Origin of the sequence: Pseudomonas sp. MRSN 12121, from assembly GCF_000931465.1 — a bacterium.
Lineage (GTDB): Bacteria > Pseudomonadota > Gammaproteobacteria > Pseudomonadales > Pseudomonadaceae > Aquipseudomonas.
The window spans coordinates 4,106,190-4,126,534 of record NZ_CP010892.1 but is presented as its reverse complement, the minus strand read 5'-3'; the positions used below and the strand labels follow the sequence as shown (position 1 = coordinate 4,126,534).

Genomic DNA, 20,345 nt, shown 5'->3' with positions numbered 1-20,345 from the left:
TTAGCCAGGGAGGCCTAAGTGATTGGTAGCGAACTTAACTCCGATGGACAGGGCTTGTCCGGCGAGGTCACCGATCAAGCTCTTGGCTCCTGTTTTGGATGCGTCAATCAATTGCTCACCAAGGCTCGATTCGGTGCTGAGGCTATCCGGGGTTGCCTTCAGCACCTCAAGACCTTTGGCGGTCAGTACACACTCCGAGTAACCGGTAGCTTGAATCTTGCTTTGGAAGCGCAGGTAGCCTGACTCGGTCAGCCAGTCGATACAGGCAAAAAGGAACTCGCCGTTTTCATTGGGAACATCGAACCCCACGCGCTCATCGAATGAAATGCCGTCAGAGATGAGATCCTTAAGTAACAGGACGCGTGGCACCGGAAAACTCTCATACAACACGCCGAGTATCTGGCCGGTGAGTTCGTCGAATCGTTTGATATTGGAGGTGGTCATGTCCTTGACTCCTGAAGAACAGCAAGTAATAGAAAAAAAGCGCGATGATTTAGTGAGATGCATCGATATGCAGGTGCGTCGAGACTTCGACTTTATGCGTGCCAGACAATACTGGGGCAAGGTCTTGGAGGAAACCCCGATAGAGGTTTTGGCTGAGGCACTGAGCATGACATTGGCGACCGGCCGCTATCAGATGACACCACGTTGTCAGTGCCATTGCTGCCGCCACTGCTGATGCATGACCAGGACTAGCTCCAACGGACTGGAGCCGCCAGGACGGCAAACCGAAGCCCCGCCATCGTGCGGGGCTTCGTCTTTAAACTCGATTAAAAGTCATCGCCACGGCCAGGTGCGATGCTCAGGGCTCACTTAAAGCAGTCGATTAAACCGACAACCTGGAGCAACAAAGATGGCCGAACCACTCAGCTTTACCCTCAAGTTTCCTTTCAAAAACGCCGCCGGCGACACGATCTCGAAGTTGCCCATCAAACGCCTGAAGCGCAAAGACATTAGCGCTGCGCAGACCCACACCAAGGACGAGGCCGCGATGGAGGACATACTGGTCGCCAAGCTCCTGGGTATCACCATCGAGGATCTCGTCGAGTTCGATATCGCCGATTCCAAGTTAGCCACCGAGGTGTTGCGGGAAATGGCTAACGGAGGAGACCTTGCTGCAGTCCTGGGACGAGGCGCTGTTGCTGGTGCTGAGGCTGCAGCCGTCTGAGATCGACGAGCTGGACATGGATCGGTATTGGTTTTGGGTCGATGTGTGTCGACGTGAAATTTGCCGCCGCAACGAAATTGCCGAGCAGATGAAACGCTGATCGGCAGCCCCTCCAGACCTTCGTCCTACCGTGCGCCTACGTCTCAGGCGCACCCCCTCAATCAAATAGCCTGCCGGGTACTCTATGGCGAATGAAGTCTTAGTCGGATTACGAATAGGGGCCGCTGTGTCGGGCTCCTTGAGTGCCGCATTCGGTTCTGCCAAGTCAACAGTGCAGCTGCTCGGGCGTGCGACCGATGGCCTGACGGCCAAACAAAAGCTCATAGGGACCGAGCTGGCCGCGTCCCTGGCGCGTGGTGGTACTGGCATCGAGCGCATGCGCCGACAGTATGACCAGGTCGGTCGAGCAATTGACCAGCTCAAGATCAAACAGGAAAACCTCAACACCAGCATTGCCAGAGGTGCAACGCTGAAAAACCAACGCGGTGAGCTTCGTGGCCAGGCAATGGAAACGCTGGGTACTGCAGCTGTGGTTGGGGCTCCGGTGGTTCAGTCGATGCGTACCGCTATCGACTTCAAGGACCGAACCAACGACATCGCCATTACGGGCGGATTTGACGCAGCCGAAGAGGCAGAACTCAGTAATGTGATGCGTGCGTCTGCGTTGAAGTGGAATCAGACACAGACTGAAGTCGCCACCGGCACGGCGGTGTTAATTGCCGGTGGCATCTCTAGTGCGAAGGAGTTGGCTGACTATGCACCAGTGATGGCCAAAACTGCTACGGCCACTCGCGCCAGCATGGATGACCTGGGGTCTGTGGCCATCGCGCTCAATGACAACCTCGGAATCGGTGCAGCAGGGCTGGAGCGCTCAATGAACATGCTCGCCTTTGCCGGTAAGAGTGGGCAGTTTGAGCTAGCGGACATGGCCAAATGGCTGCCGCAACTTACCCCTCAATTTGCCGCCCTGGGCGTAACTGGTGAGCGTGCAGTCGCTGAGATCGGTGCGTCTCTGCAGATCGCTCGGCGCGGTGCCGGTAGCAACGACGAAGCAGCAAACAACTTTAAGAACTTCCTTTCTAAGTTAACTGCGAAGGACACTCTCAAGTCTTTTGAGGGGGCTGGGATCAACTTAACCAGCTCTATGAAGAACTTGGTCGGGAAAGGTCTTACTCCCGTCCAGGCGATGCTGGAGGTCATTACTCAGTATGTAGGTAGCAAGGGGCCAGCGGCGGCTGATAAGTTTCAGAAAGTAATGGCTATCACGGATGATAAAGAGCGGCAGATTGCCCTTAGCCGTTTGAATGAAGCGTACAAGCTGGGGGAGCTGTTCGCCGATCAGCAGGTACTGTCTTTCGTTCGCCCAGCTATGGCCAACAAGAAGGATCTCGCGGGTATTCAACAGGGCAGTATCGATGCCGCCGATAAAGGCGGACTTGATGCTGACTGGAACAAGCGCATGGAAAGCCCGAAAGAGCAACTTAAAGCGCTGACTATCAGTCTGTCAGAAGTAGGTATCTCGCTCGGTGGTGCGTTGTTGCCCTCGTTGGTAGAGATCACCCAGGCGGTTGTGCCTGTTGTTCGTTCGTTTGCTGTCTGGTCCGAGAACAATCCGGGCCTGATCAGCGGTGTTGTTAAGACAGTCACCGCCATTGTTGCCCTCAAGCTCGGGTTCATTGGGTTGAAGTATGGCGCCAACCTCGGCGCCTCGGCACTCAACAGTGTCGGGACTTTCATGTCCTTGCTGACTGCCAAGACTGCATTGTTGAACAGCTCGCTGCTGGCTGCCCGGTTTGCTCCATTGATAACTGGTGTTGGCAGTGTGACTGCTTTGATGCCAGGTCTGACTGGTGCCGTTGCATCACTTGGAGCAGCTATCATCGCTACGCCGATTGGCTTGCTGATTGCTGGTATTGCAGCAGTCGCGGTCGTCGTCGGAGCAGTGGGGCTTGTGATCTACAAAAACTGGGAGCCTATCAAGGCCTGGACTATCGGTTTCTTCACGGGGCTTGTTGAAGGCCTCAAGCCTATCCGTGATGCCTTCTCTGCCGCTTTCGCTCCAGTGGGGCCATTGCTCACGCAACTGGGGGCTTTCATCCAGCCGGTGATTCAATGGTTCCGTGAGCTGTTCAGCCCGGTGCAAGTCACTGGCGATGCCCTGGGCCGTGCCACCTGGTCAGGGATCGAGTTTGGTCGGGCCGTTGGTAGCGTTCTGTCCGCCCTGATGGCGCCCATCCGCTGGGTACTGGAGGGCATCAGCGAAATACCGCAAGCCTTTAGCGGCGGCCTCGGCGGTGTGGCTCAGTTGATTACCAACTTCTCGCCGCTGGGCCTGTTCTATCGGGCGTTCGCTGGAGTGATGAGTTACTTCAGGGTTGAGTTGCCGACTAAGTTCACCGAGTTCGGCGGCATGATTGTCACGGGCCTGGTCAACGGCATCAGCAACATGGCCGCGTCGCTGAAAGACAGCGTGGTCGGTGTCGGCTCATCGGTAAAAGGCTGGTTCACCGAGACGCTTGGCATCCAGTCGCCGAGCCGCGTGTTCATGGGCTATGGGGCCAACATCAGCGAAGGCGCCGCCATCGGCATCAGCGCCCAGGCTGGCCTGGTGCGTAAGGCCGCGCTGGGCATGGCGGCGCAATCGGGTGTCGACCTCGCACCGCCGAACCCTGCCGACGTTTCCAGGGCGAGCATGATGGGCAGTGGTGGTGGTACAGCTCCTGGTGGTGCTGCAGCTGCAGGCGGGCAGCCCGTCTTCAACTTCTCCCCGCAGATCACCGTGCCAGGTGGTCCCGGCGTACAGGACCAGGTCAATCAGGCACTGAAGCTCACCTATCCCGAGTTCATGCGAATGATAGAACGCTACATGCATGACAAGCGCCGCCTGAGCTATGGCTCAGGTGATGGAGGGCTTGCGTGATGTTTGCCATCCTGGGCGAGATCGAATTCACCGTTGCCGGTGGCATCAGCGGCATGGAGCAAAGCGGATCGGCCGATTGGGCCGAGCATGCGCGTATCCAAGGCAAGCCGTTGCTGGAGTGGATCGGCGAAGGGCTGGACGAATGCAACCTGACCATTGAGCTGCATCCTGTCCTGGGCGATCCCGAGGCGCGCTTGCGGGCATTGCGCCAGGCCAAGACCAAGCACGAGCCCCTGGCGTTCGTGATGGGGTCCGGCGAGTACCATGGCGCCTATGTCATAACCAACATCGGCAACGCCATCCGCCGTGCAACGGCAACGGGCCAGATCCAGTCTGCAACAGTTCAGCTGAACCTGAAGGAGTACACCGGGGCCTTCACCCGCAAGGTGACTCGCTCCGGGCTGCTCGATACGGCGTTGAGCGGTACGTCAGCTGCTGCAGCTGGATCGCCCGGACTTATCTCACGACTGATGCCAGCCCCCAGCACAGTGCAAGCGGTGATCGGCCATGCCAAGACAGCCGGCAACATGCTGAAGGCTGGCCAGAACCTGTACGAGACGGTCAAGAGCGGCAACGCCTCGATGATCCTTGGCCAGGTTCCGCAATTGCTGGGCGTCACTGCCAGGGCCATCGAGCCGTTACAGGGTCTGACTGCAGCCGCGGGCCTGCTTGATGACGGCGCCGATTTGTCGCGCCTCGGTGAAGACGTGCTGAGCAGTGTCACGGGCGCTCGCTCCGCGCTCGATCCGGTTGACCTGGGCAACATCGTTGACCGGTTCACTGCGTCCCGTCAGTCACTGGCCCAGGCACTGACCACCATGGACGGCGCCAGTACCCGCTTGGCGGGCTTGGCGGCGCAAGTTCTGACGAGGAAGGCCTGATGTTTCTGACCCATGTCACGACCGAGGGTGAACGCTGGGACCAGTTGGCCTGGCGATACTATGGGGACGCTCATCGGTATTTGCCGATCGTTCAGGCCAACATGCATGTGCCGATCACTGGGGCGCTGCCGGCCGGGTTGACCCTGGCCATTCCGGTCCTTGAACCCATGGCCACTACTGAGGATCTGCCGCCATGGATGCGATGACTCCCAAGCAGGTGCCCGAGGCTCGCTTCGTCCTGACCTACCAGCAGCGCAATATCACCCGCAACATCAGCGAACACCTCTTGTCACTGACCTACCAGGACTTCTTGTCAGGCCTGGCCGATAGCCTGGATGTCGAGCTGGAGGACGCCGAAGGCAAATGGCGCGATACCTGGTATCCAGGAAAGGGCGATAGCCTGGCGCTGTCCATTGGCTGGGAGGGGCAGCCGCTGCGCACGGTGGGCCGGTTTGAGATCGATGGGGTCGAACTGCGAGGCCCACCGTTCACGGTCACGATTCGCGCCCTGGGCACCGGCATCAATAGCCCGTTGCGCACGCCTGAACACAAGGCCTATGAAAACACGACCCTGGACGCGGTAGCCAAGCAGATCGCCATCCGCCAGGGGCTGGAGCTGATCGGCAGTATCGAACCGATCAAGCTCGACCGGCTGACACAACAGGAGTCGGACCTGGTGTTCCTGCGCAACCTGGCGGGCGAGTACGACTATGCGTTCAAGGTGACCGGCAAGCGCATGGTGTTCCATGCCATCAGCGAACTGGTCAAGGGCGTGCCGGTGGCGTCCCTGGTACTGGGAGACCTGAGCAACATCAATCTTCGCGATCAGATCCGGGAAGTACCGAAAGCCGTTGAGGTCAAGCACAAGGAGCCGGCGACCAAAAAGCTGATCTCGTACACCATCAACAATAAAGGTGAAACAGTCGCAGTGCCGAGCAGCTCCAGTAAAGCCACGACCAGCGGCGACACCAAGAAGAAGCGCAAGCGCAGTGCCTCGGCCGAAGAGGCCAAGGCGAAAGCCAAGGCCGAGCTGGCCAAGGCCAACCGGGAGCGCACAACAGGCGCCTGGACCGCCATGGGCCGACCCAACCTCGTCAGTGGCAACATCGTGACGCTGGCAGCTGCTGGCATGCTCGGTGGCAACTACCTGATCACGTCAGCCCGACATGAAATGACCCGCAGTGGCGGCTACATCGTCGATCTGGAGTCTTGCCGCGTCTCGGCGCCCTCGATCTCGATGACCCAGGACAGCACCAAGCCTGACCTGGCGCTGTCGACCTACGGTATTCAACAAGAGGTGGTCGCCTGATGGGTGTTCAACTGGAGTACGGCGAAGTCAGCGCCGTGGACTACATGACCTGTCGCGTCCGGGTGCGCCTGGATGACCGTGACGGCGTTGAGAGTTATTGGCTCAACGTGCCCCAGCGCAACACCCAGGGCACTCAGCGCAGGCCGTTGATGCCGGAGCTGAATGAACAGGGCGCGGTGCTGCTGGACTCTGACGGTGTAGGTGGTGTTTACCTGGGCGGGGTCTATTCGACAGCCGAGCCGCCGCCTGTGGTCGACGAGGACACAGACTATGTGCGGTTCAGTGACGGGACGGTCTCAACCTACGACCGTGCGGCCGGGGTGATGACATTGGATTGCGTGGGGGCGTTGCTGGTGAAGTGCGGCCGGAACATCACGGTCGAAGCCGGTGAGCCGGTGGTGGTGAAGGCGCCCTCGGCGACTCTGGACATCCCGCAGGTCACCCTGAATGGCGACCTGCAGGTGAATGGCGATATCGGTGTTAATGGCAACGTCAATGCAACAGGGGCTGTCCTGGATGTCGGTGGCAACTCGAACCACCATAGCCATTAGCTTTGTTAATAGCTCAGTTAGAAGTAAACGTTGAATTGGGAAACAACAAGCGCAGTGTATTTGTGCAACGCCACCAACATTGGCCCTATCGGTTCCAATCTGTCTTCGTACTGGATAGCAACCCTGGCGTATCCTTCGTACTGACCACTAACTGATTCTATTGGGCAGGTTGTTCTTAGCTCGATTAGCGTGACCCCAGCTTCGAGAGGGCCAGCCCAGACGGTTGCATCTGGTGGTACGTTCGCTGATGCGTCTTCATCTGAGTAGAATTTTACAGCCATGTTATGAGTCAGTTCTGTAGGTGCAATCAATACGACCGAAGGCACTCGATGCTTGTCGGCGTTGTTTAGCCACTGAAGGAGGACAAGCGGATCGTTAGCTGCAATTCCAAACTCAGGTGAACCATCTCGTTGAAACGGCTGTAAACGCTCTACCAGATCAGCCGATGCCTGAGGTAATTGACTGATACACCGACGTCCGTTGGCCTCATACGAAGCTTTGTCGGTGAAAATTGGAAATGCAATTCTTCCAGGAAACGCAGGCGGATCGCATTCGAGTCGTGCTAATGCATACGCGAGATTGTCCAAGGCGCTTCTTAGGTTATGAACACACTCTCCGATGGCAAGCCCCCAAGTATCCAATGGCGGGGGTTCACGATACTCATTCAAAATAAGCTGAAATCCAAAGCGTCCATCCCGAAGCCTGCTTTCAGCGGTTAAGGGGTTGTTTGTAACCCATGTCAGTACGGAGTCCGACAACGACCGAGCTTGTGATTCCGCACGGGCAAGCTTCATTTCAACTGATCGGCATAACTCATTCATTAGCGACCTCTGTCCTAGGCGTCTTTAAACTCGATTAAAAGTAGTCTTCTTCCAGTGTATCCACTATAGAAGGCATGACGACGCCCACTCCTTACACCAGCATCACCGCCACCCACTGGCAGCCCGCCCTCGGTACATCCGGGGAGGTTGTCGAGGGCTTGCGCGATATCGACCAGTCCATTCGCATCATCCTCACCACGCCCAAGGGCGCCGACGCTCATCGGCCGGACTTCGGCAGCAACCTGCATTTGTACATCGACTGGCCTGTTAACCGCGTGACGCCGCACCTGGTGCGGGAAACTGTCGACGCCCTTCGTCGCTGGGAAACCCGCATCTCGGTCGTGCAGGTGCAGGTGCTGATTGAAGAGTCGCAGATCAGAGTGCGGGTGCAGTGGCGTGTTGCGGATGGTGTCACCCAACTGACCGAGGTGCCCTATGCGCGAGCTGCCTAAACCCGTCTTTGTCGAGATCGATCCGGCCGCGACCGAGGCCGCCCTGATTGCCCGCTATGAGGCCAAGTCGGGAAAAACCCTGTATCCCGCCCAGGTCGAGCGGCTTTTTATCGACCTGATTGCCTACGCCAAGACGCTCTCCGACATGGCCATTCAAAATGCCGGCGAGCAGTCCCTGGTGCGTTTCGCAAAAGGCCCCATCTTGGATTACCTGGGCGAACTGGTTGCAACTCCCAGGCTGTTGGCGGCCCCAGCACGTTGCCCGATCCGCTTCAGCGTGCCGGCCGCAGTTCAGCAGCAATTGCTGATACCGGCCGGTACTCGGGTCAGCACCCAAGACGCCAAGATCACATTCCTGACTGACCAGGATGTAATCATTCCCGCTGGCCAAACACAGGTAGGCACAACGGCGACCTGTCTTGCAACTGGGGTGGTTGGCAACGGTTGGGCCGTCGGCCAGATCAGCAGCATCGGGAACTCACCTGCAGCGGGCCTAACAGCGACCAACACCAGTGTCACTGCCGAAGGTGCCGAGGATGAAGATGATGACCGCTACCGCGAGCGGATCATCCTGGCCCCTGAAGCCTTCAGCAATGCCGGCAGTCGTGGCGCCTATCGCTACCATGCCTTGGCTGTACATCAGTCGATCATCGATGTCGCCGTGCACGGGCCGGACGAAGGTCAATTAGATGGCCATGTAGCTTTGTTCCCGCTTACCAACACCGGCTTGCCTACTGGCGATCTACTGCAGCAGATCAAGAGCCAGGTCTCTGGTGAAAAGGTGCGCCCTCTATGCGACACCGTGCATGTCCTTGCGCCCATCGAAGTGAACTACCAGATCAAGGCGCGCCTGACCTTTTACGCGACAGCAGATCGAGCCGAAGCGATGAAGGCGGCCAGGGCTACTGCCGACGCGTATGCGGTTGAACGCCGTGCCGGGCTCGGCCGTGATCTTGTCCAGGAGCAGATAACGGCGCTGCTGCAGGTGAATGGCGTTTATCGCGCCGAGCTGGAGTTACCCAGCGCCTGGCGCGAGTTGCTGAGTAATGAATGGGCGAACTGCACATCGATCCTGCTAGAGGATGCGGGGGTGGCGTATGGCTGAGCAACAGCTACCGCCAGCCCTGGCCGGTGATGAGCGCTTTGCGTTGCTCTGCGAGCTCCTCAACGAGACGTTTGACAGCCTGGATATCAATGCGATGTTGGTTTACCTGGTCGACCTGGTGAAACCGCGACTGCTGCCTGTGCTGGCCGACCAGTTCTCCCTCATCGACGAGGCGGCCTGGTTGCTGGCCGAGTCTGAGGATGCCAAGCGCAACCTGATCAAGAGTTCGGCCGAGTTGCATCGATACAAGGGCAATCCATGGGCTATCCGCGAGGTTATCCGCTTGCTGGGCTTCGGTGAGGTAACGATCCAGGAGGGTCTGAACAACCAGATCCGCAACGGCTCAATCACTCGCAATGGTACCTACGTCCACGGCGATCCCTCTGCGTGGGCTCTTTATCGCGTCTTTCTAAAACGCGTCATTACCAATGATCAGGCTGCGCTCTTGCGCCGCCTTCTTCTTTCCGTCGCCCCTGCACGCTGCCGTCTGGTATCTCTCGACTATCAGGAAGTCGCGATCCGGCACAACGGTGTTGCACGTCGTGACGGTCAATACAACCGTGGGAGCAGCTAATGGCCGATCTACCTGAACCAATTGAATGGACGCCCGGCATCTATCAACTCGAAACCTCCGATCCCGTCCTCGGTGGCCCCGAGGGCATCGATAACCTGCAGGCCAAGCAACTGGCGAGCCGCACGCAGTGGCTTAAAGACCAGCTTCAGAAGGTCGTCGATGGTGTAACAGCAATCGGCGTGGCGACCAGGTTGGCGGTCGCCCGCACGATCTCAATTGGTGGCGCGGGTAGTGGCAGCGCTTCATTTGACGGTTCTGCCAACGTCTCTATTACTCTGACGCTTTCCGATAGCGGCGTAGCTGCAGGGGCGTATTCGAAGGTCACAGTCAACACCAAAGGCCTCGTAACAGCTGGCGGTTCCTTGGCCGCCGCTGACATACCGGCTTTGGACTGGGGCAAGATATCCTCCGGCAAGCCAACGACCCTAGGCGGCTACGGCATCATCGATGCGCTCGCTGTTGGACAGTACGGTCTCGGTGCTGCCGCGACCCCAAACGCCGCGATTGACACAATTGGTCTACCTGGCGGTTTCTACACGATGGGCATCGGCAATACTGGCCTGCTTCAAAACTCGTCGGTTTTGAACCTGCCATATTCCAGCGCCGGGTATTCGGCACAACTTGCAATCGAACAAGGCGGTAGCGATGTTCTGATTGTCGTTCGCGCAGTCAATGCTCAAGGGAACTGGACCCCCGCGCGCACCCTGTGGCATAGCGGAACTTTCAACCCCGCGACCAAGGCTGATGCTGCTGCAACTGAAACGGCTTTAGCTGCAAAAGCGCCGCTTGCAAGCCCGGCATTTACCGGGACTCCTACTGTCCCTACAGCTGCGGCGGGTACAAACACAACTCAGGCCTCAAGTACGGCTTTTGTGAAAACCGCCATTGCGGCGGTGGTTGGGTCTGCGCCCGCCGCCCTGGATACGTTGGGCAAGCAAGCCGCAGCAATCGGGAATGATCCCAACTTCGCAGCGACAATGGCGACTGCGCTGGGAGGTAAAGCTGCGAAAGCCACCACGCTAGCGGGGTACGGAATCACTGATGCCGTGAAGATTGGCACCTATGGTCTGGCGGGCACGACAGCGCCGATTCAGGCAATTGAAACACTTGGCCTACCTGGTGGTTTCTATGCAATGGACGGTACGACGACAACACTACTCAATTACTCGTCAGTTCTTAACTTTCCGTACTCATCGCCAGGTTTCAGTGCACAACTTGCGATCCAGCAAGGGGCAGCCCAGGTAAAAATTGTTGCAAGGGCAACAAACAACTCAGGGGGCTGGACCTCAACCGCTGAACTGTACACAACAGCCAACACAACCCGCGCCGCAGACGGCACATTGAAGGCGATCTAATCATGGCTAGAGCAGCAATCAACGTTCTCGGTGCAACTGGTGCGACTTATGACCTCGTTTCTCTGGGGGGAAGTGAGGTTTTTTCGTCGCGAGTATCGACCGGGGTTTATCGGATTACAGGGTGTCTCGGTCTCGTTCCATTTCCGCCCGTTGATGAGGGCTGGGGCTACACCATCAACCAGGTCGATGATGGTGTGGACGTAGAGACGGATTTTGCTGAGGGTGTGCTGACAGTGAAGATCACAAAGGGCGGTCAGCCTTACGATCTCAAGCACATGATCACGCTTCACATTCTGGTGCCTGACGCGGCGACTGAACCAGGCAGTCTGATTTGAAATTCTGTTGCACGCAGTGCAAAAGAATCGAAGGCCATTTATCTCACATCAGGGCGCGGATTTTTCGCGCCCGGCATCACTCAGAGTTTTGGCAGCTGGCCGATGCGGCCGACCATTTCGGTGACGATTTGCAAGTCCAGCAGGAACTGCTCGGTGGTCTTGAACTCGTTGTCGGTGTGGCCGGTGTACTTGGCCTCCGGACGCGCCAGGCCGAATTGCACGCCATTGGGCAGCTCGTGCACCGAGGTGGCGCCGGCGGAGGTGCCGAACTTGTGCTCCATGCCCAGGTTCTCGCTGGCCACCGCCAGCAGCGCCTTGACCCATTCGCCCTCGGGGTTGCGGTACATCGGTTCGGCGATCTTGTAGTCGAAGTTCACCGCGACGTGGCTCTTCTTGCTCCAGGCCGCCAGCTTGTCGGCGATTTCCTGCTTCAGCGCCTCCGGCGTCTTGCCTTTGGGCACCCGCAGGTTGACCGCCAGCTTGAAGGCTTTTTCATCCTGCCCGACGTAGGTCAGGGAGGTGGTCAGCGGGCCCATGAAGTCGTCGGAGAAACCGATCCCCAGTTTGCCGCCCAGGTAGTCCAGGCCCCAGTTGTCGGCGGCGTAGCGGGCCGCGTCGGTGATGTGGTTGTGCTTGAGCGCGACCTTGCCGTTCAGGCCGTTGATGAAGTCGAGCATGCGCGCCACCGGGTTGACCCCGGACTGCGGCTCGGAGGAGTGGGCGGAGACCCCGGTGACCGTCAGCTTGACGTCCTTGCCGTCGACCTTGGCGGCCACGCTGAAGTCGCCGCCGTGGCGCTTGGCGTAGTCGCTGCCGGCCTGTTGCAGGGCCGCGGCCAGCTTGGCCGGCTGGTCAGTGACCAGGGTGGCGACCGAGGCGCCGGGGATCTGGTTGGTGGCCAGGCCGCCGGTCAGCGAGACGATCTCCGCGCCCTTGCCCTCGGCCGTACGCCGGGCAAAGCTGGCCATCACGGTGCCGTAGCCTTTTTCGGCAATCACCACCGGATAGCCGCCGTCCAGCGCCAGGTTGTAGTTGGGCGTCGGGTTGCGTTCGAAGTAGTAGGGGATGGCGTCGCCGGTGGTTTCCTCGGTGGTGTCCACCAGCAGCTTGAAGTTGCGCGCCAGGGGCAGTTTTTCTTCCTTGATGATCTTCATCGCATAGAGGGCGACCACGATGCCGTTCTTGTCGTCCTCGGTGCCGCGGCCGTACATGCGGTCGCCTACCTGGGTGACCTTGAACGGGTCGAGCTTGGTGCCGTCCTGCAGCACCCAGTTTTCCGGGGTCACCGGCACCACGTCGGCGTGGGCGTGGATGCCCACCACTTCTTCGCCGCTGCCGTCGAGGGAAATCTCGTAGACGCGGTTGTCGACGTTGCGGAACTTCAGGTCGAAGGCCTCGGCCAGGCCCTTGATCTTGTCGGCGATCTTCAGGAACTCGGGGTTCTCGTGCTGCGGCACGCCGTCGGCGCGTACCGTCGGGATGGCCACCAGTTCGATCAGGGTCTGGGTCGCGGCCTTGCCGTATTTCACCCGCGCATACAGGCCGAGCAGGCGATGGATTTCGTCCTGCTGCTCGGCGGTGAGGGTCTTGTTGTCGAGAAACGCGCCGATGGCCGGGCCGAGGTTGGCGCCCTGGCCGGCTTCGTTCTTGGCCAGGGTGGCGAGGAACTGGCGGAAATCGCTGACTTGGGCGTCAGCGAAACTCTTGAGAATCGCCGCGCTCTGCTGCGGGGTGATATTGGCCTGGGCGGCCGTGGTGTACGCCGACAGGCTGGCGAGCATCAGGGTGGCCGCGGCCAGCTGTTTGAGGGGGAAGTTCATGACGGGCTTTCCTTGCATTAAGAATTATCTGGGCTATCACACAGAAACCTTCCCAACCTAACACCATGCAGGCGCGCGACGGGAGTCCTGAAAGTGCGATCTGTCGCACAGAACGGCAAAAGCGGCGCACAAACGCAAAAGCCCTGGCGCAGAGCGCTTGCGTTGTGCCGTCGAGGCCCTTGGCGGGGCGTGATGGCCTGCCGCCACCGAGGGCGTCGGGGCCGCCCTCAGAACGCGTATTGCAGGCGGGTGTAGTAGTAACCGCCGGTGAAGCCGAAGGGCGAGTAGCTGCCCCAGTTGTCGCCGAACGAGGAGTTGCTCACGCCGATGTGGTCCGGGTACTTGTCGAACAGGTTCTGCGCGCCCACGGCCACCGTCAGCTGTTTGTCGATGTTGTAGGCCACGTCCAGGTCGGTGATCCACTTGGCCGAGTAGTCGCGGTCCAGGCTCGGGTCGCTGGAGCTGTTGACCTCGGTGTAGGTGCCGTAGCGGGTCAGCCGCAGGTTGACGTCGAAGTCCTGGATCGCCCAGTCGGCGGAGAAGATCATCTTGCTGCTGGGGGTGGTCTTGCTGATCAGCGCCCGCGACTGCCGGCCGAGCAGCTGGAAGCCGCTGCCCAGGGCACTCAGCTGCGCGGGGGTGTCGTTGACGCTGAGGATCTGCGTGTGGTTGTAGTTCAGCGCCGCGGTCCATTTCACCGCGCCGTAGCGCGCCAGGTCCTGGCGGTAGTTGCCCACCACGTCGACCCCCGAGGTGCGGGTGTCGGCGCCGTTGGTGAAGTACTGGGCGCCGGCGGTGGCGGGCACGCCGATGCTGTCGAGCAGGGCGGCCACGCCCGGGCCCTGGAAGCGCTCGCTGAGCACCAGGCGGTCGCGCAGGTTGATCACGTAGCCGTCCACGGTCAGGCTCAGGTCGTCGCTGGGGGTCAGGGCGAAGCCGAGGCTGAAGTTGGTCGAGCGCTCCGGTTTCAGCGACTGCGCGCCCAGGGCCTGGGCACCGGCCGAGTCCACCGGCAGGATCACGTAGTTGTACGACTGGTAGACGCCATTGATGGTGTCGAAGCCGGTCGAGCGCGCGGTGAAGATCTGGTTGGCCAGCGACGGCGCGCGAAAGCCGTTGCTCAGGGTGCCGCGCACCGAGAACAGCGGGTTGAACTCGTAGCGGGTGCTGAGCTTGCCGCTGCGGGTGGCGCCCACGCCTTCGTTGTAGTGCTCGTAGCGCGCGGCCAGGCCGACGTACCACTGCTCCACCGGGTAGAAGCCCAGGTCGATGTAGCTGGCGACGCTGTTGCGGCTGATCTTCTGGGCGTCCTCGGGGCTGATGCCGTTGGTCACCTGGGCGCCCGGGTCGGGGCGCTGCCCGGCGCGCGGATGGCCGGCGGGGAACACGTAGCCGCCGTCGATGTAGGAGGCTTCGGAACCGGCGCGGGTCTCGTAGCTTTCGCGCCGGTGCTCGAAGCCGAACGCCACGTCCAGCGGCTTGGCCAGGCCGATGTCATAGCTGTTCTTCAGGTCCAGGTTGCTGGTCAGCTGGTCGGCGATATAGATGCCCGAGGTGAACTTGTTCGGGGTGTTTTCCCCCAGCGACGGGTTCTGGTTGTCGTAGGTGCGCTGCTTGGCGTAGTTGCGCCCGTAGGTGCTGCTCAGGTCCCAGGCCCAGCCATCGAAGGCCTCGCCGCGGGCGCCGAAGGCCGACTGGAAGTCGGTCTCGTTGACCAGCCAGTAGGGGCTGTAGCCGTCGGGGTAGCCGTTGGGGCCGGTGGTGATGGTGTTGCGGCCGTTGGGCAGGCGGAAGTTCTGCCCGTCGTTGTTCTCCCGGGTGGCCAGGGTCGAGAACGAATACAGCGTCAGGTCGTCGCCCAGCGGCAGGTCGAGGTTGTAGCCGACATCGGCCAACTGGCTGCGGGGCAGGCCGTAGCCCTTGTAGGTGTGGTGGCTGGCGCCGGCTTCGCGCGGGTCGGGCGAGCCGTCGGCCTGGGGGTAGTAGTGGTTGCTGTAGCCGTTGCTGCCGGCCTTGTTGTCACGCTCCTGGTAACGGGTGTCCAGCGAGACGTTGAGCACCCCGGCCTCGCCGACCTGGAAGCCGTAGTTGAGCGCTTCCTGGGCGGTGCCGCGCTTGCCGTCGTAGCCCTGGCCGAGGGTGGTGTCGGAGCTGCCGTCGGTGGTCTGCTTGAGGATGATGTTGATCACCCCGGAAATCGCATCCGAGCCGTACTGCGCCGCCGCACCGTCGCGCAGCACCTCGATGTGGTCGATGGCCGCCACGGGGATCAGGTCGAGGTCGCTGGGCGCCGCGCCGCTGTTGATGCCGTTGATGTTCAGGGTGGCGCTGGTGTGCCGGCGCTTGCCGTTGACCAGCACCAGTACGTGGGAGGCGGTGAGCCCGCGCAGGGTCGGCGAGCGCACCACGCCGCTGGCGTCCCAGCCGGCGCGGTCGGGCAGGTTGAACGACGGGATGAACTTGCTCAGCGCTTCCAGCAGGCTGGGCTTGCCCACTGCGCGCAATTGTTCGCCGGTGACCACGTCGATCGGCGTCGGGCTGGTGGTCACGGTGCGTTCGGCGGTGCCACGGTTGCCCGTGACCACCACCGTGCCGAGGGTGGGCGAGGCGCTTTCGGCGGCCGCTAGGGTGAACGAGGCCAGCCCGCAGGCCAGCGACAGCGGCAGCCGCAGCGGGCGCAGGAACGAGGCGGGACGGACGGTTGGACGCTTGGGCATGAGAAGGCTCCTGGAGGTCGGCGGGGGGCCGGGTCACGGCTTGCGCGCGGCGACGGCTTCGATTTCCACCAGGCCGCCGGGCAGCGGCAGGGCCACTACCTGGATCGCGGTGCGCGCCGGTTTGTTGGGCTGTTCGGCGCTGCCGAAGAATGGCGTGTAGCCCTGCTGCAGGCCGGCGAAGTCGAGCTTGCCGCCCTTGGCCGGGTCGCCCACCAGGAACACCCGCAGCTGGATCACGTCGCCCAGGCCGAGGCCCTGGCTGTTCAGCACGCCCTTGAGCTTGTTGAGGATCGAGGTGGTCTGGGTCGCGGTGTCGCCATAGGCGGCGAAGGAATCCTTGGGCGCCTTGGGGTCGTGCAAGTCGGCGAGCAGGCCGCTGACGAACAGCAGGTCGGTCTGCGCCGGCACCGCCACCGCCAGGGAAATCGGAAAGTCGGAGTTGGGCAGGGCGATGCGCTTGATCTCGTCGGCGTGGCTGGCGAAGGCGGTGGCGGTCATGAGCAGTCCTGTGAGCAGAGTGATGGTTTTCATCGGTCGGTCCTTCTTGCGCTTAAAAAAATCGGCTGGAGGTCAGTGGGAACAGTCAGGCGGCGACACCCGCCTGCTGGCGTTCGGCATGGCGGCCGATCAGGCTGACGATGCGTCGCGCCGAGTCGGCGGCGCTGTTCTGCCAGATGCCGACGCCGCCGTGGGCCAGGGCGTCGCTGGCCAGGTAGGTGCGGCCCTGGGGCTGGTTGAGGATCTGGTAGGCGTGCTCGCCGACCTCGTCGTTGACGATCCACGGCCCCTTGCTGAAGGGCACCTTGGACCAGTTGATCGCCACCGGCTTGTGCAGCTTGGCGCTGTGCCCGGGGTGCAGCAGCTCGACCGCCTGGCGCGAGGAAGCGAACTGCTCGACCAGGGGTTTCTGGCAGAACGCCTGGGCGGCCTCGGCGATGTTGTAGGCGGCGATCAGGATGCCTTGCTCGCTGTTCAGGCGGTCGCTGGGGTACCACAGGCCCTTGACCTCGTGGTCCAGGTACGACAGCCCGCCATAGATGTTGAAGTCGGTCTCCCAGAAGCGCGGCGACTGCCACGCCACCTTGTTCGCCTGGTCGCTCTGGGCCGTGCGGATCGCCTCCTTGAACGGCGCAGTGAAGTTGTTCGGCAGCCGCGCGAGCAGCGGCAGCGGCACGGTGACGATAGCGTAGTCGGCGTCCAGGGTCTGGGTCTTGCCGCTCTGGCGATCCTTGTAGGTGATGCGGCTGCCGTGTTCCGAGGTCTGGATATCGCTGACCTCGGCGTGGAAGCGCACCGCGTCCTTGAGCTTGGCGTAGAACGCCAGGGGAATGCGGTCCATGCCGCCCACCGGCTGGAACATGGTGGTGGAGAACTCGGGGATCTCGTCGAACACCAGCGCGCCCCACAGCTTGGGGTTGAGCAGCGTCTGCAGCGACAGCGGGTCGCGGGTGATGCCGGTCTGGTCGCCGGCGCCGGGGATGCGGTTGTAGCCCGAGCGCACCGAGCCCTTGTACTGCAGGTCGGCGTTGAGGTCGCCGTAGACCTTGAGGAAATTCAGCAGCGCCTGGCGGTCGTCGCTGCTCAGGTCCTGGTCCAGGGCCTTGCGGCTGACGCTGCGCGCCAGCAGTTCCGACAGCTGGCCGCGGGTGTCGTTGACCGCCTGGCGCAGCTGGAACGCCGGCTGCCGGGCGTCCGGCAGGGCCAGGGCGTTGCGGCTGCTGTTGACCAGCACTTGCAGCTCGACCCCCAGTTCGCGGCAGTAGCCGAGCAGCGTCTGGTGATGGCTGGGAATGCGCGCCGGGCCGGCGTTGAAGAATTGGCCCTCGTCGAAGTCCACGGTCTGGCTGATGCCGTCGTCGAACTCGACCTTGCTGCCGCGGCGCAGGGTCCAGTTGCGTCCGCCGACCCGTTCGCGGGCTTCGAGGATGGTCACGGTAAAGCCGGCCTTGCGCAGTTCGTAGGCGCTGACCAGGCCGGAAATCCCGGCGCCGACCACCACCACATGCTTGCCGTTGCCGCTGCTGCCCAGCTGCAAGGGGGTAAAGCCTGCGGCCACGGCCCGGGGCGCGAGGCCCAGGGCGTCCAGGGCGCCGACGGCGGCGGAATAGCCACCGACGGCGGCGATTCGGGAGATCAGTTGTCTGCGGGTGAAAGCCATGAAAGCACTCCTTGGCATGGTTGCCGGTAACGGGGATCAGAGGTCGTAGCGCACGGACAGCAAGAGGGTTCGCGGGTCGTTGACGGCGTAGTAGCGGGCGCCGCTGGAAGGCACGTAGCCGACCGACTGCGGGTAGGCGCGGTCGAGCAGGTTTTTCACCGCCAGGGTGGTGGTCCAGTGGCCGTCGCCGGAGAGGTAGCGGGTGTTGGCGTTCCAGAAGGTCTGCTGGGGGACTTCCTGGATGTCATCGTTCAGCGCGTTGGCGTAGGACTTGGTCTGGAACTGCGCGTCGGTGCCCACCAGCCAGGTGCCGGGCAGGCCGGCGGGGATGCTGTAGTTGAGGCCGACGCTGGTGTTCCAGCGTGGCGAGAACACCAGCTGCTTGCCATTGGCGTCGACCCCGGCGCCGCTGGCGTTCTCGAAGTCGTCGTACTGGCTTTGCAGGTAGCCGAGGTTGAAGGTCAGTTGCAGGTCCGGTGTCAGGGCGCTGAGGGTTTCCAGCTCGACCCCGTAGGTGTGCGCCTGGCCGACGTTGGTGCGCAGGCTGACCCCCAGCGCCGGGTCGTAGGCGTTGGTCTGCAGGTCCTTGTAGTCGTTGTAGAACAGCGCGAGGTTGGCCCGCAGGCGGCGGTCGAGGAAGTCGCCCTTGAAGCCGGTTTCCCAGGTGGTCACGTTTTCCGGGGAGAACGCCTGTTCGGCCGCGGCGCGGGTCGGCGCGCGGTTGTCGTAGCCGCCGGCCTTGAAGCCTTTGGCCACGTAGGCGTACTGGTTCAGGTGCGGGGTCCAGGCGTATTCGAAGCCGAGTTTCGGGCTGGTGGACTGCCAGGACTTGCTCGACTCGGCGCTGAAGTTGTTGCCGATCACCTGCCGCGAAGGGGTGATGGCGTCGTTGTCGTAGTCGAAGTTCTTGTGCTCGCGGGTAAAGCGCAGCCCGGCGATCAGCGACAGCTCCGGGGTCAGCTTGTAGCTGCCCTGGCCGTACAGCGCGTAGCTCTCGGTGTTGGTGGTGCTGTACTGGCCCTGGCCGATCACCCGGTTGCGTGCCACCGAGTAGGTGAGGTTGTCGCGGTCGGCCTCGAACTTCTCGCGGTACAGGTACAGGCCGGTGCTGAAACTGAACCGCTCATAGTCGCCGTTGAGCTGAAATTCCTGGGTGGCGTAGTCCTGCTTGTAGGTGATCAGGTTGTTCTGGATCAGCGCCGCCTGCCCCGAGTTGTCGTAGTCCACGGGCTGGTCGAACGCCGAGTAGGCGGTCACCGACTTGAAATTCAGGTGCTCGTCGATCGCGTAGATCGCCCGCAGCACCGAGCTGCCCTGGTCGAGGCGGTTCTTCGGGTCGAGGCTGCTGTAGCTCTTGAACTTGTCGAAGCGGCCGTTGGCGTCGAACGGCGTGTAGCTGGTGGTGTCGCCGCGGTCGAAGGTGCCGGCCAGGGTCAGTTGCACGTCCCAGGGCGAATCCTCTGGCTTGTAGCGCAGCTTGCCGCGGTACGACTGGATGTCGATGTTGTTCACGTCCTGGCCGCGGGTCGGGTTGGATACCGTGCCGTCGCGGCTCAGGCGGATCGCCGAGAAGCTGCCGAACAGGGTGTTGTCCACCAGCGGCCCGCTGATCAGCAGGCGGCCGTTGCGCGCGTCGTAGTCGCCGGCGCCGAGTTCGAGGAAGCCCCGGGTTTCCTGGGTCGGGTCGCGGGTGATCACGCGGATCGCGCCGGCGCTGCTGTTGCGTCCGTACAGCGTGCCCTGGGGCCCGCGCAGCACTTCGACGCGTTCGACGTCGTTGAAGTCGAGCATCGAGGAAATCGCCCGCGGGATGTACAGGTCGTCGGCGTAGACCGCCACGGCCGCTTCCTGGATCGGGTCGGTCTCGCCGATGCCGCGGATCCCGTAGGTCTGTGCGCTGTAGGAGATCGACTGGCGGCTGAGCGTGAGGTTCGGCACCTGCCCGGAGAGGTCGCGGATGCTCTTGATCTGCTTGTCGTCCAGGGCCTTTTCGTCGAAGGCGGAAATCGCCAGCGGCGCTTTCTGCAGGTCCTCTGCGCGGTGTTCGGCGGTGACGGTGACCGTGGGCAGGGCGCCGTTTTCCGCGGCGTGGGCCGGCCAGCCGGCCAGGTTCAGGGAAACCCCGGCGCCGAGCGATACGGCCAGCGTCAGGCGGTGGGCGATGAAGTTGTGCATGGTG

At 61.7% G+C, this 20,345-nt stretch carries 19 protein-coding genes; 12 read left to right on the top strand and 7 right to left on the bottom strand.

The features are described 5' to 3' along the window. Entirely contained in the window at positions 1–444 is a 444-nt protein-coding gene (locus TO66_RS18760) for a hypothetical protein (protein WP_044463300.1), read from the bottom strand. On the opposite strand from TO66_RS18760, the gene TO66_RS18755 reads away from it, so the two are divergent. From TO66_RS18755 to TO66_RS18725, 7 genes are all read left to right on the top strand, one after another. Beyond that, positions 443–679 (top strand): hypothetical protein, encoded by a 237-nt coding sequence (locus tag TO66_RS18755; RefSeq protein ID WP_044463676.1) that lies wholly within the window; start codon positions 443–445, stop codon positions 677–679. The genes TO66_RS18760 and TO66_RS18755 overlap by 2 nt on opposite strands. A gap of 174 nt (positions 680–853) precedes the next feature. Then, positions 854–1,168, top strand: a complete 315-nt coding sequence (locus TO66_RS18750; RefSeq protein WP_044463675.1) for a phage tail assembly protein — start codon at positions 854–856, stop codon at positions 1,166–1,168. Positions 1,169–1,406: 238 nt separating this feature from the next. Further along, positions 1,407–4,088: a phage tail tape measure protein gene (locus TO66_RS18745; protein ID WP_256240700.1), complete on the top strand. Its 2,682-nt coding sequence runs from the start codon at positions 1,407–1,409 to the stop codon at positions 4,086–4,088. Next, positions 4,088–4,969 (top strand): phage tail protein, encoded by an 882-nt coding sequence (locus tag TO66_RS18740; protein ID WP_044463673.1) that lies wholly within the window; start codon positions 4,088–4,090, stop codon positions 4,967–4,969. The genes TO66_RS18745 and TO66_RS18740 overlap by 1 nt, the downstream gene beginning before the upstream one ends. Beyond that, entirely contained in the window at positions 4,969–5,175 is a 207-nt protein-coding gene (locus tag TO66_RS18735; RefSeq protein ID WP_044463672.1) for a tail protein X, read from the top strand. Before TO66_RS18740 ends, TO66_RS18735 begins: the two co-directional genes overlap by 1 nt. Next, positions 5,163–6,278, top strand: coding sequence for a phage late control D family protein (locus tag TO66_RS18730; protein WP_044463671.1), 1,116 nt, complete (start codon positions 5,163–5,165; stop codon positions 6,276–6,278). The genes TO66_RS18735 and TO66_RS18730 overlap by 13 nt, the downstream gene beginning before the upstream one ends. Next, a complete protein-coding gene (locus TO66_RS18725) occupies positions 6,278–6,829 on the top strand; it encodes a phage baseplate assembly protein V (RefSeq protein WP_044463670.1) in 552 nt (183 codons plus the stop codon). The genes TO66_RS18730 and TO66_RS18725 overlap by 1 nt, the downstream gene beginning before the upstream one ends. A 17-nt stretch (positions 6,830–6,846) precedes the next feature. Here TO66_RS18725 and TO66_RS33415 read toward each other — a convergent pair whose 3' ends face one another. Continuing rightward, positions 6,847–7,650, bottom strand: a complete 804-nt coding sequence (locus tag TO66_RS33415) for a hypothetical protein (protein WP_156162081.1) — start codon at positions 7,648–7,650, stop codon at positions 6,847–6,849. Positions 7,651–7,724: 74 nt separating this feature from the next. Between TO66_RS33415 and TO66_RS18720 the strand changes: the two genes are divergently transcribed. The 5 genes from TO66_RS18720 to TO66_RS18695 are packed head-to-tail and all read left to right on the top strand — an operon-like array spanning position 7,725 to position 11,471. Next, positions 7,725–8,102 (top strand): GPW/gp25 family protein, encoded by a 378-nt coding sequence (locus TO66_RS18720; RefSeq protein ID WP_044463669.1) that lies wholly within the window; start codon positions 7,725–7,727, stop codon positions 8,100–8,102. Further along, complete coding sequence (locus tag TO66_RS18715; protein ID WP_044463307.1) at positions 8,086–9,207, top strand: baseplate J/gp47 family protein; 1,122 nt, start codon at positions 8,086–8,088, stop codon at positions 9,205–9,207. Before TO66_RS18720 ends, TO66_RS18715 begins: the two co-directional genes overlap by 17 nt. After that, positions 9,200–9,781, top strand: coding sequence for a phage tail protein (locus tag TO66_RS18710; RefSeq protein ID WP_044466065.1), 582 nt, complete (start codon positions 9,200–9,202; stop codon positions 9,779–9,781). The genes TO66_RS18715 and TO66_RS18710 overlap by 8 nt, the downstream gene beginning before the upstream one ends. After that, positions 9,781–11,136 carry a hypothetical protein gene (locus tag TO66_RS33790; RefSeq protein ID WP_052506132.1) on the top strand — a complete coding sequence of 452 codons (1,356 nt, stop codon included), beginning with the start codon at positions 9,781–9,783 and terminating at the stop codon, positions 11,134–11,136. Before TO66_RS18710 ends, TO66_RS33790 begins: the two co-directional genes overlap by 1 nt. A gap of 2 nt (positions 11,137–11,138) precedes the next feature. Beyond that, positions 11,139–11,471, top strand: a complete 333-nt coding sequence (locus TO66_RS18695; RefSeq protein ID WP_052506133.1) for a hypothetical protein — start codon at positions 11,139–11,141, stop codon at positions 11,469–11,471. 80 nt (positions 11,472–11,551) lie between these two features. On the opposite strand, the gene TO66_RS18690 is transcribed toward TO66_RS18695, so the two are convergent. The 5 genes from TO66_RS18690 to TO66_RS18670 all read right to left on the bottom strand — a co-directional run bounded on the left by TO66_RS18690 (position 11,552) and on the right by TO66_RS18670 (position 20,341). Further along, entirely contained in the window at positions 11,552–13,291 is a 1,740-nt protein-coding gene (locus TO66_RS18690) for a dipeptidase (RefSeq protein WP_044463668.1), read from the bottom strand. A gap of 227 nt (positions 13,292–13,518) precedes the next feature. Next, positions 13,519–16,008, bottom strand: a complete 2,490-nt coding sequence (locus TO66_RS18685; protein ID WP_044463667.1) for a TonB-dependent siderophore receptor — start codon at positions 16,006–16,008, stop codon at positions 13,519–13,521. A gap of 33 nt (positions 16,009–16,041) precedes the next feature. Next, positions 16,042–16,539, bottom strand: coding sequence for a RidA family protein (locus TO66_RS18680; protein ID WP_044463666.1), 498 nt, complete (start codon positions 16,537–16,539; stop codon positions 16,042–16,044). A 52-nt stretch (positions 16,540–16,591) separates the two neighbouring features. After that, positions 16,592–18,166: an FAD-dependent oxidoreductase gene (locus tag TO66_RS18675; protein ID WP_044463665.1), complete on the bottom strand. Its 1,575-nt coding sequence runs from the start codon at positions 18,164–18,166 to the stop codon at positions 16,592–16,594. A 36-nt stretch (positions 18,167–18,202) separates the two neighbouring features. Then, positions 18,203–20,341 carry a TonB-dependent receptor gene (locus TO66_RS18670; RefSeq protein ID WP_044463664.1) on the bottom strand — a complete coding sequence of 713 codons (2,139 nt, stop codon included), beginning with the start codon at positions 20,339–20,341 and terminating at the stop codon, positions 18,203–18,205. Positions 20,342–20,345 lie beyond the last annotated feature (4 nt).

Excerpts from the sequence above, each read along its gene's own strand:
- TO66_RS18685 (WP_044463667.1), bottom strand. The coding sequence starts at position 16,008 with ATGCCCAAGCGTCCAACCGTCCGTCCCGCCTCGTTCCTGCGCCCGCTG.
- TO66_RS18690 (WP_044463668.1), bottom strand. The coding sequence starts at position 13,291 with ATGAACTTCCCCCTCAAACAGCTGGCCGCGGCCACCCTGATGCTCGCC.
- TO66_RS18695 (WP_052506133.1), top strand. The coding sequence starts at position 11,139 with ATGGCTAGAGCAGCAATCAACGTTCTCGGTGCAACTGGTGCGACTTAT.
- TO66_RS18755 (WP_044463676.1), top strand. The coding sequence starts at position 443 with ATGTCCTTGACTCCTGAAGAACAGCAAGTAATAGAAAAAAAGCGCGAT.
- TO66_RS18675 (WP_044463665.1), bottom strand. The coding sequence starts at position 18,166 with ATGGCTTTCACCCGCAGACAACTGATCTCCCGAATCGCCGCCGTCGGT.
- TO66_RS18710 (WP_044466065.1), top strand. The coding sequence starts at position 9,200 with ATGGCTGAGCAACAGCTACCGCCAGCCCTGGCCGGTGATGAGCGCTTT.
- TO66_RS18735 (WP_044463672.1), top strand. The coding sequence starts at position 4,969 with ATGTTTCTGACCCATGTCACGACCGAGGGTGAACGCTGGGACCAGTTG.
- TO66_RS18725 (WP_044463670.1), top strand. The coding sequence starts at position 6,278 with ATGGGTGTTCAACTGGAGTACGGCGAAGTCAGCGCCGTGGACTACATG.
- TO66_RS18715 (WP_044463307.1), top strand. The coding sequence starts at position 8,086 with ATGCGCGAGCTGCCTAAACCCGTCTTTGTCGAGATCGATCCGGCCGCG.
- TO66_RS18730 (WP_044463671.1), top strand. The coding sequence starts at position 5,163 with ATGGATGCGATGACTCCCAAGCAGGTGCCCGAGGCTCGCTTCGTCCTG.
- TO66_RS18720 (WP_044463669.1), top strand. The coding sequence starts at position 7,725 with ATGACGACGCCCACTCCTTACACCAGCATCACCGCCACCCACTGGCAG.
- TO66_RS33790 (WP_052506132.1), top strand. The coding sequence starts at position 9,781 with ATGGCCGATCTACCTGAACCAATTGAATGGACGCCCGGCATCTATCAA.
- TO66_RS18680 (WP_044463666.1), bottom strand. The coding sequence starts at position 16,539 with ATGAAAACCATCACTCTGCTCACAGGACTGCTCATGACCGCCACCGCC.
- TO66_RS18760 (WP_044463300.1), bottom strand. The coding sequence starts at position 444 with ATGACCACCTCCAATATCAAACGATTCGACGAACTCACCGGCCAGATA.
- TO66_RS18750 (WP_044463675.1), top strand. The coding sequence starts at position 854 with ATGGCCGAACCACTCAGCTTTACCCTCAAGTTTCCTTTCAAAAACGCC.
- TO66_RS18670 (WP_044463664.1), bottom strand. The coding sequence starts at position 20,341 with ATGCACAACTTCATCGCCCACCGCCTGACGCTGGCCGTATCGCTCGGC.
- TO66_RS33415 (WP_156162081.1), bottom strand. The coding sequence starts at position 7,650 with ATGAATGAGTTATGCCGATCAGTTGAAATGAAGCTTGCCCGTGCGGAA.
- TO66_RS18740 (WP_044463673.1), top strand. The coding sequence starts at position 4,088 with ATGTTTGCCATCCTGGGCGAGATCGAATTCACCGTTGCCGGTGGCATC.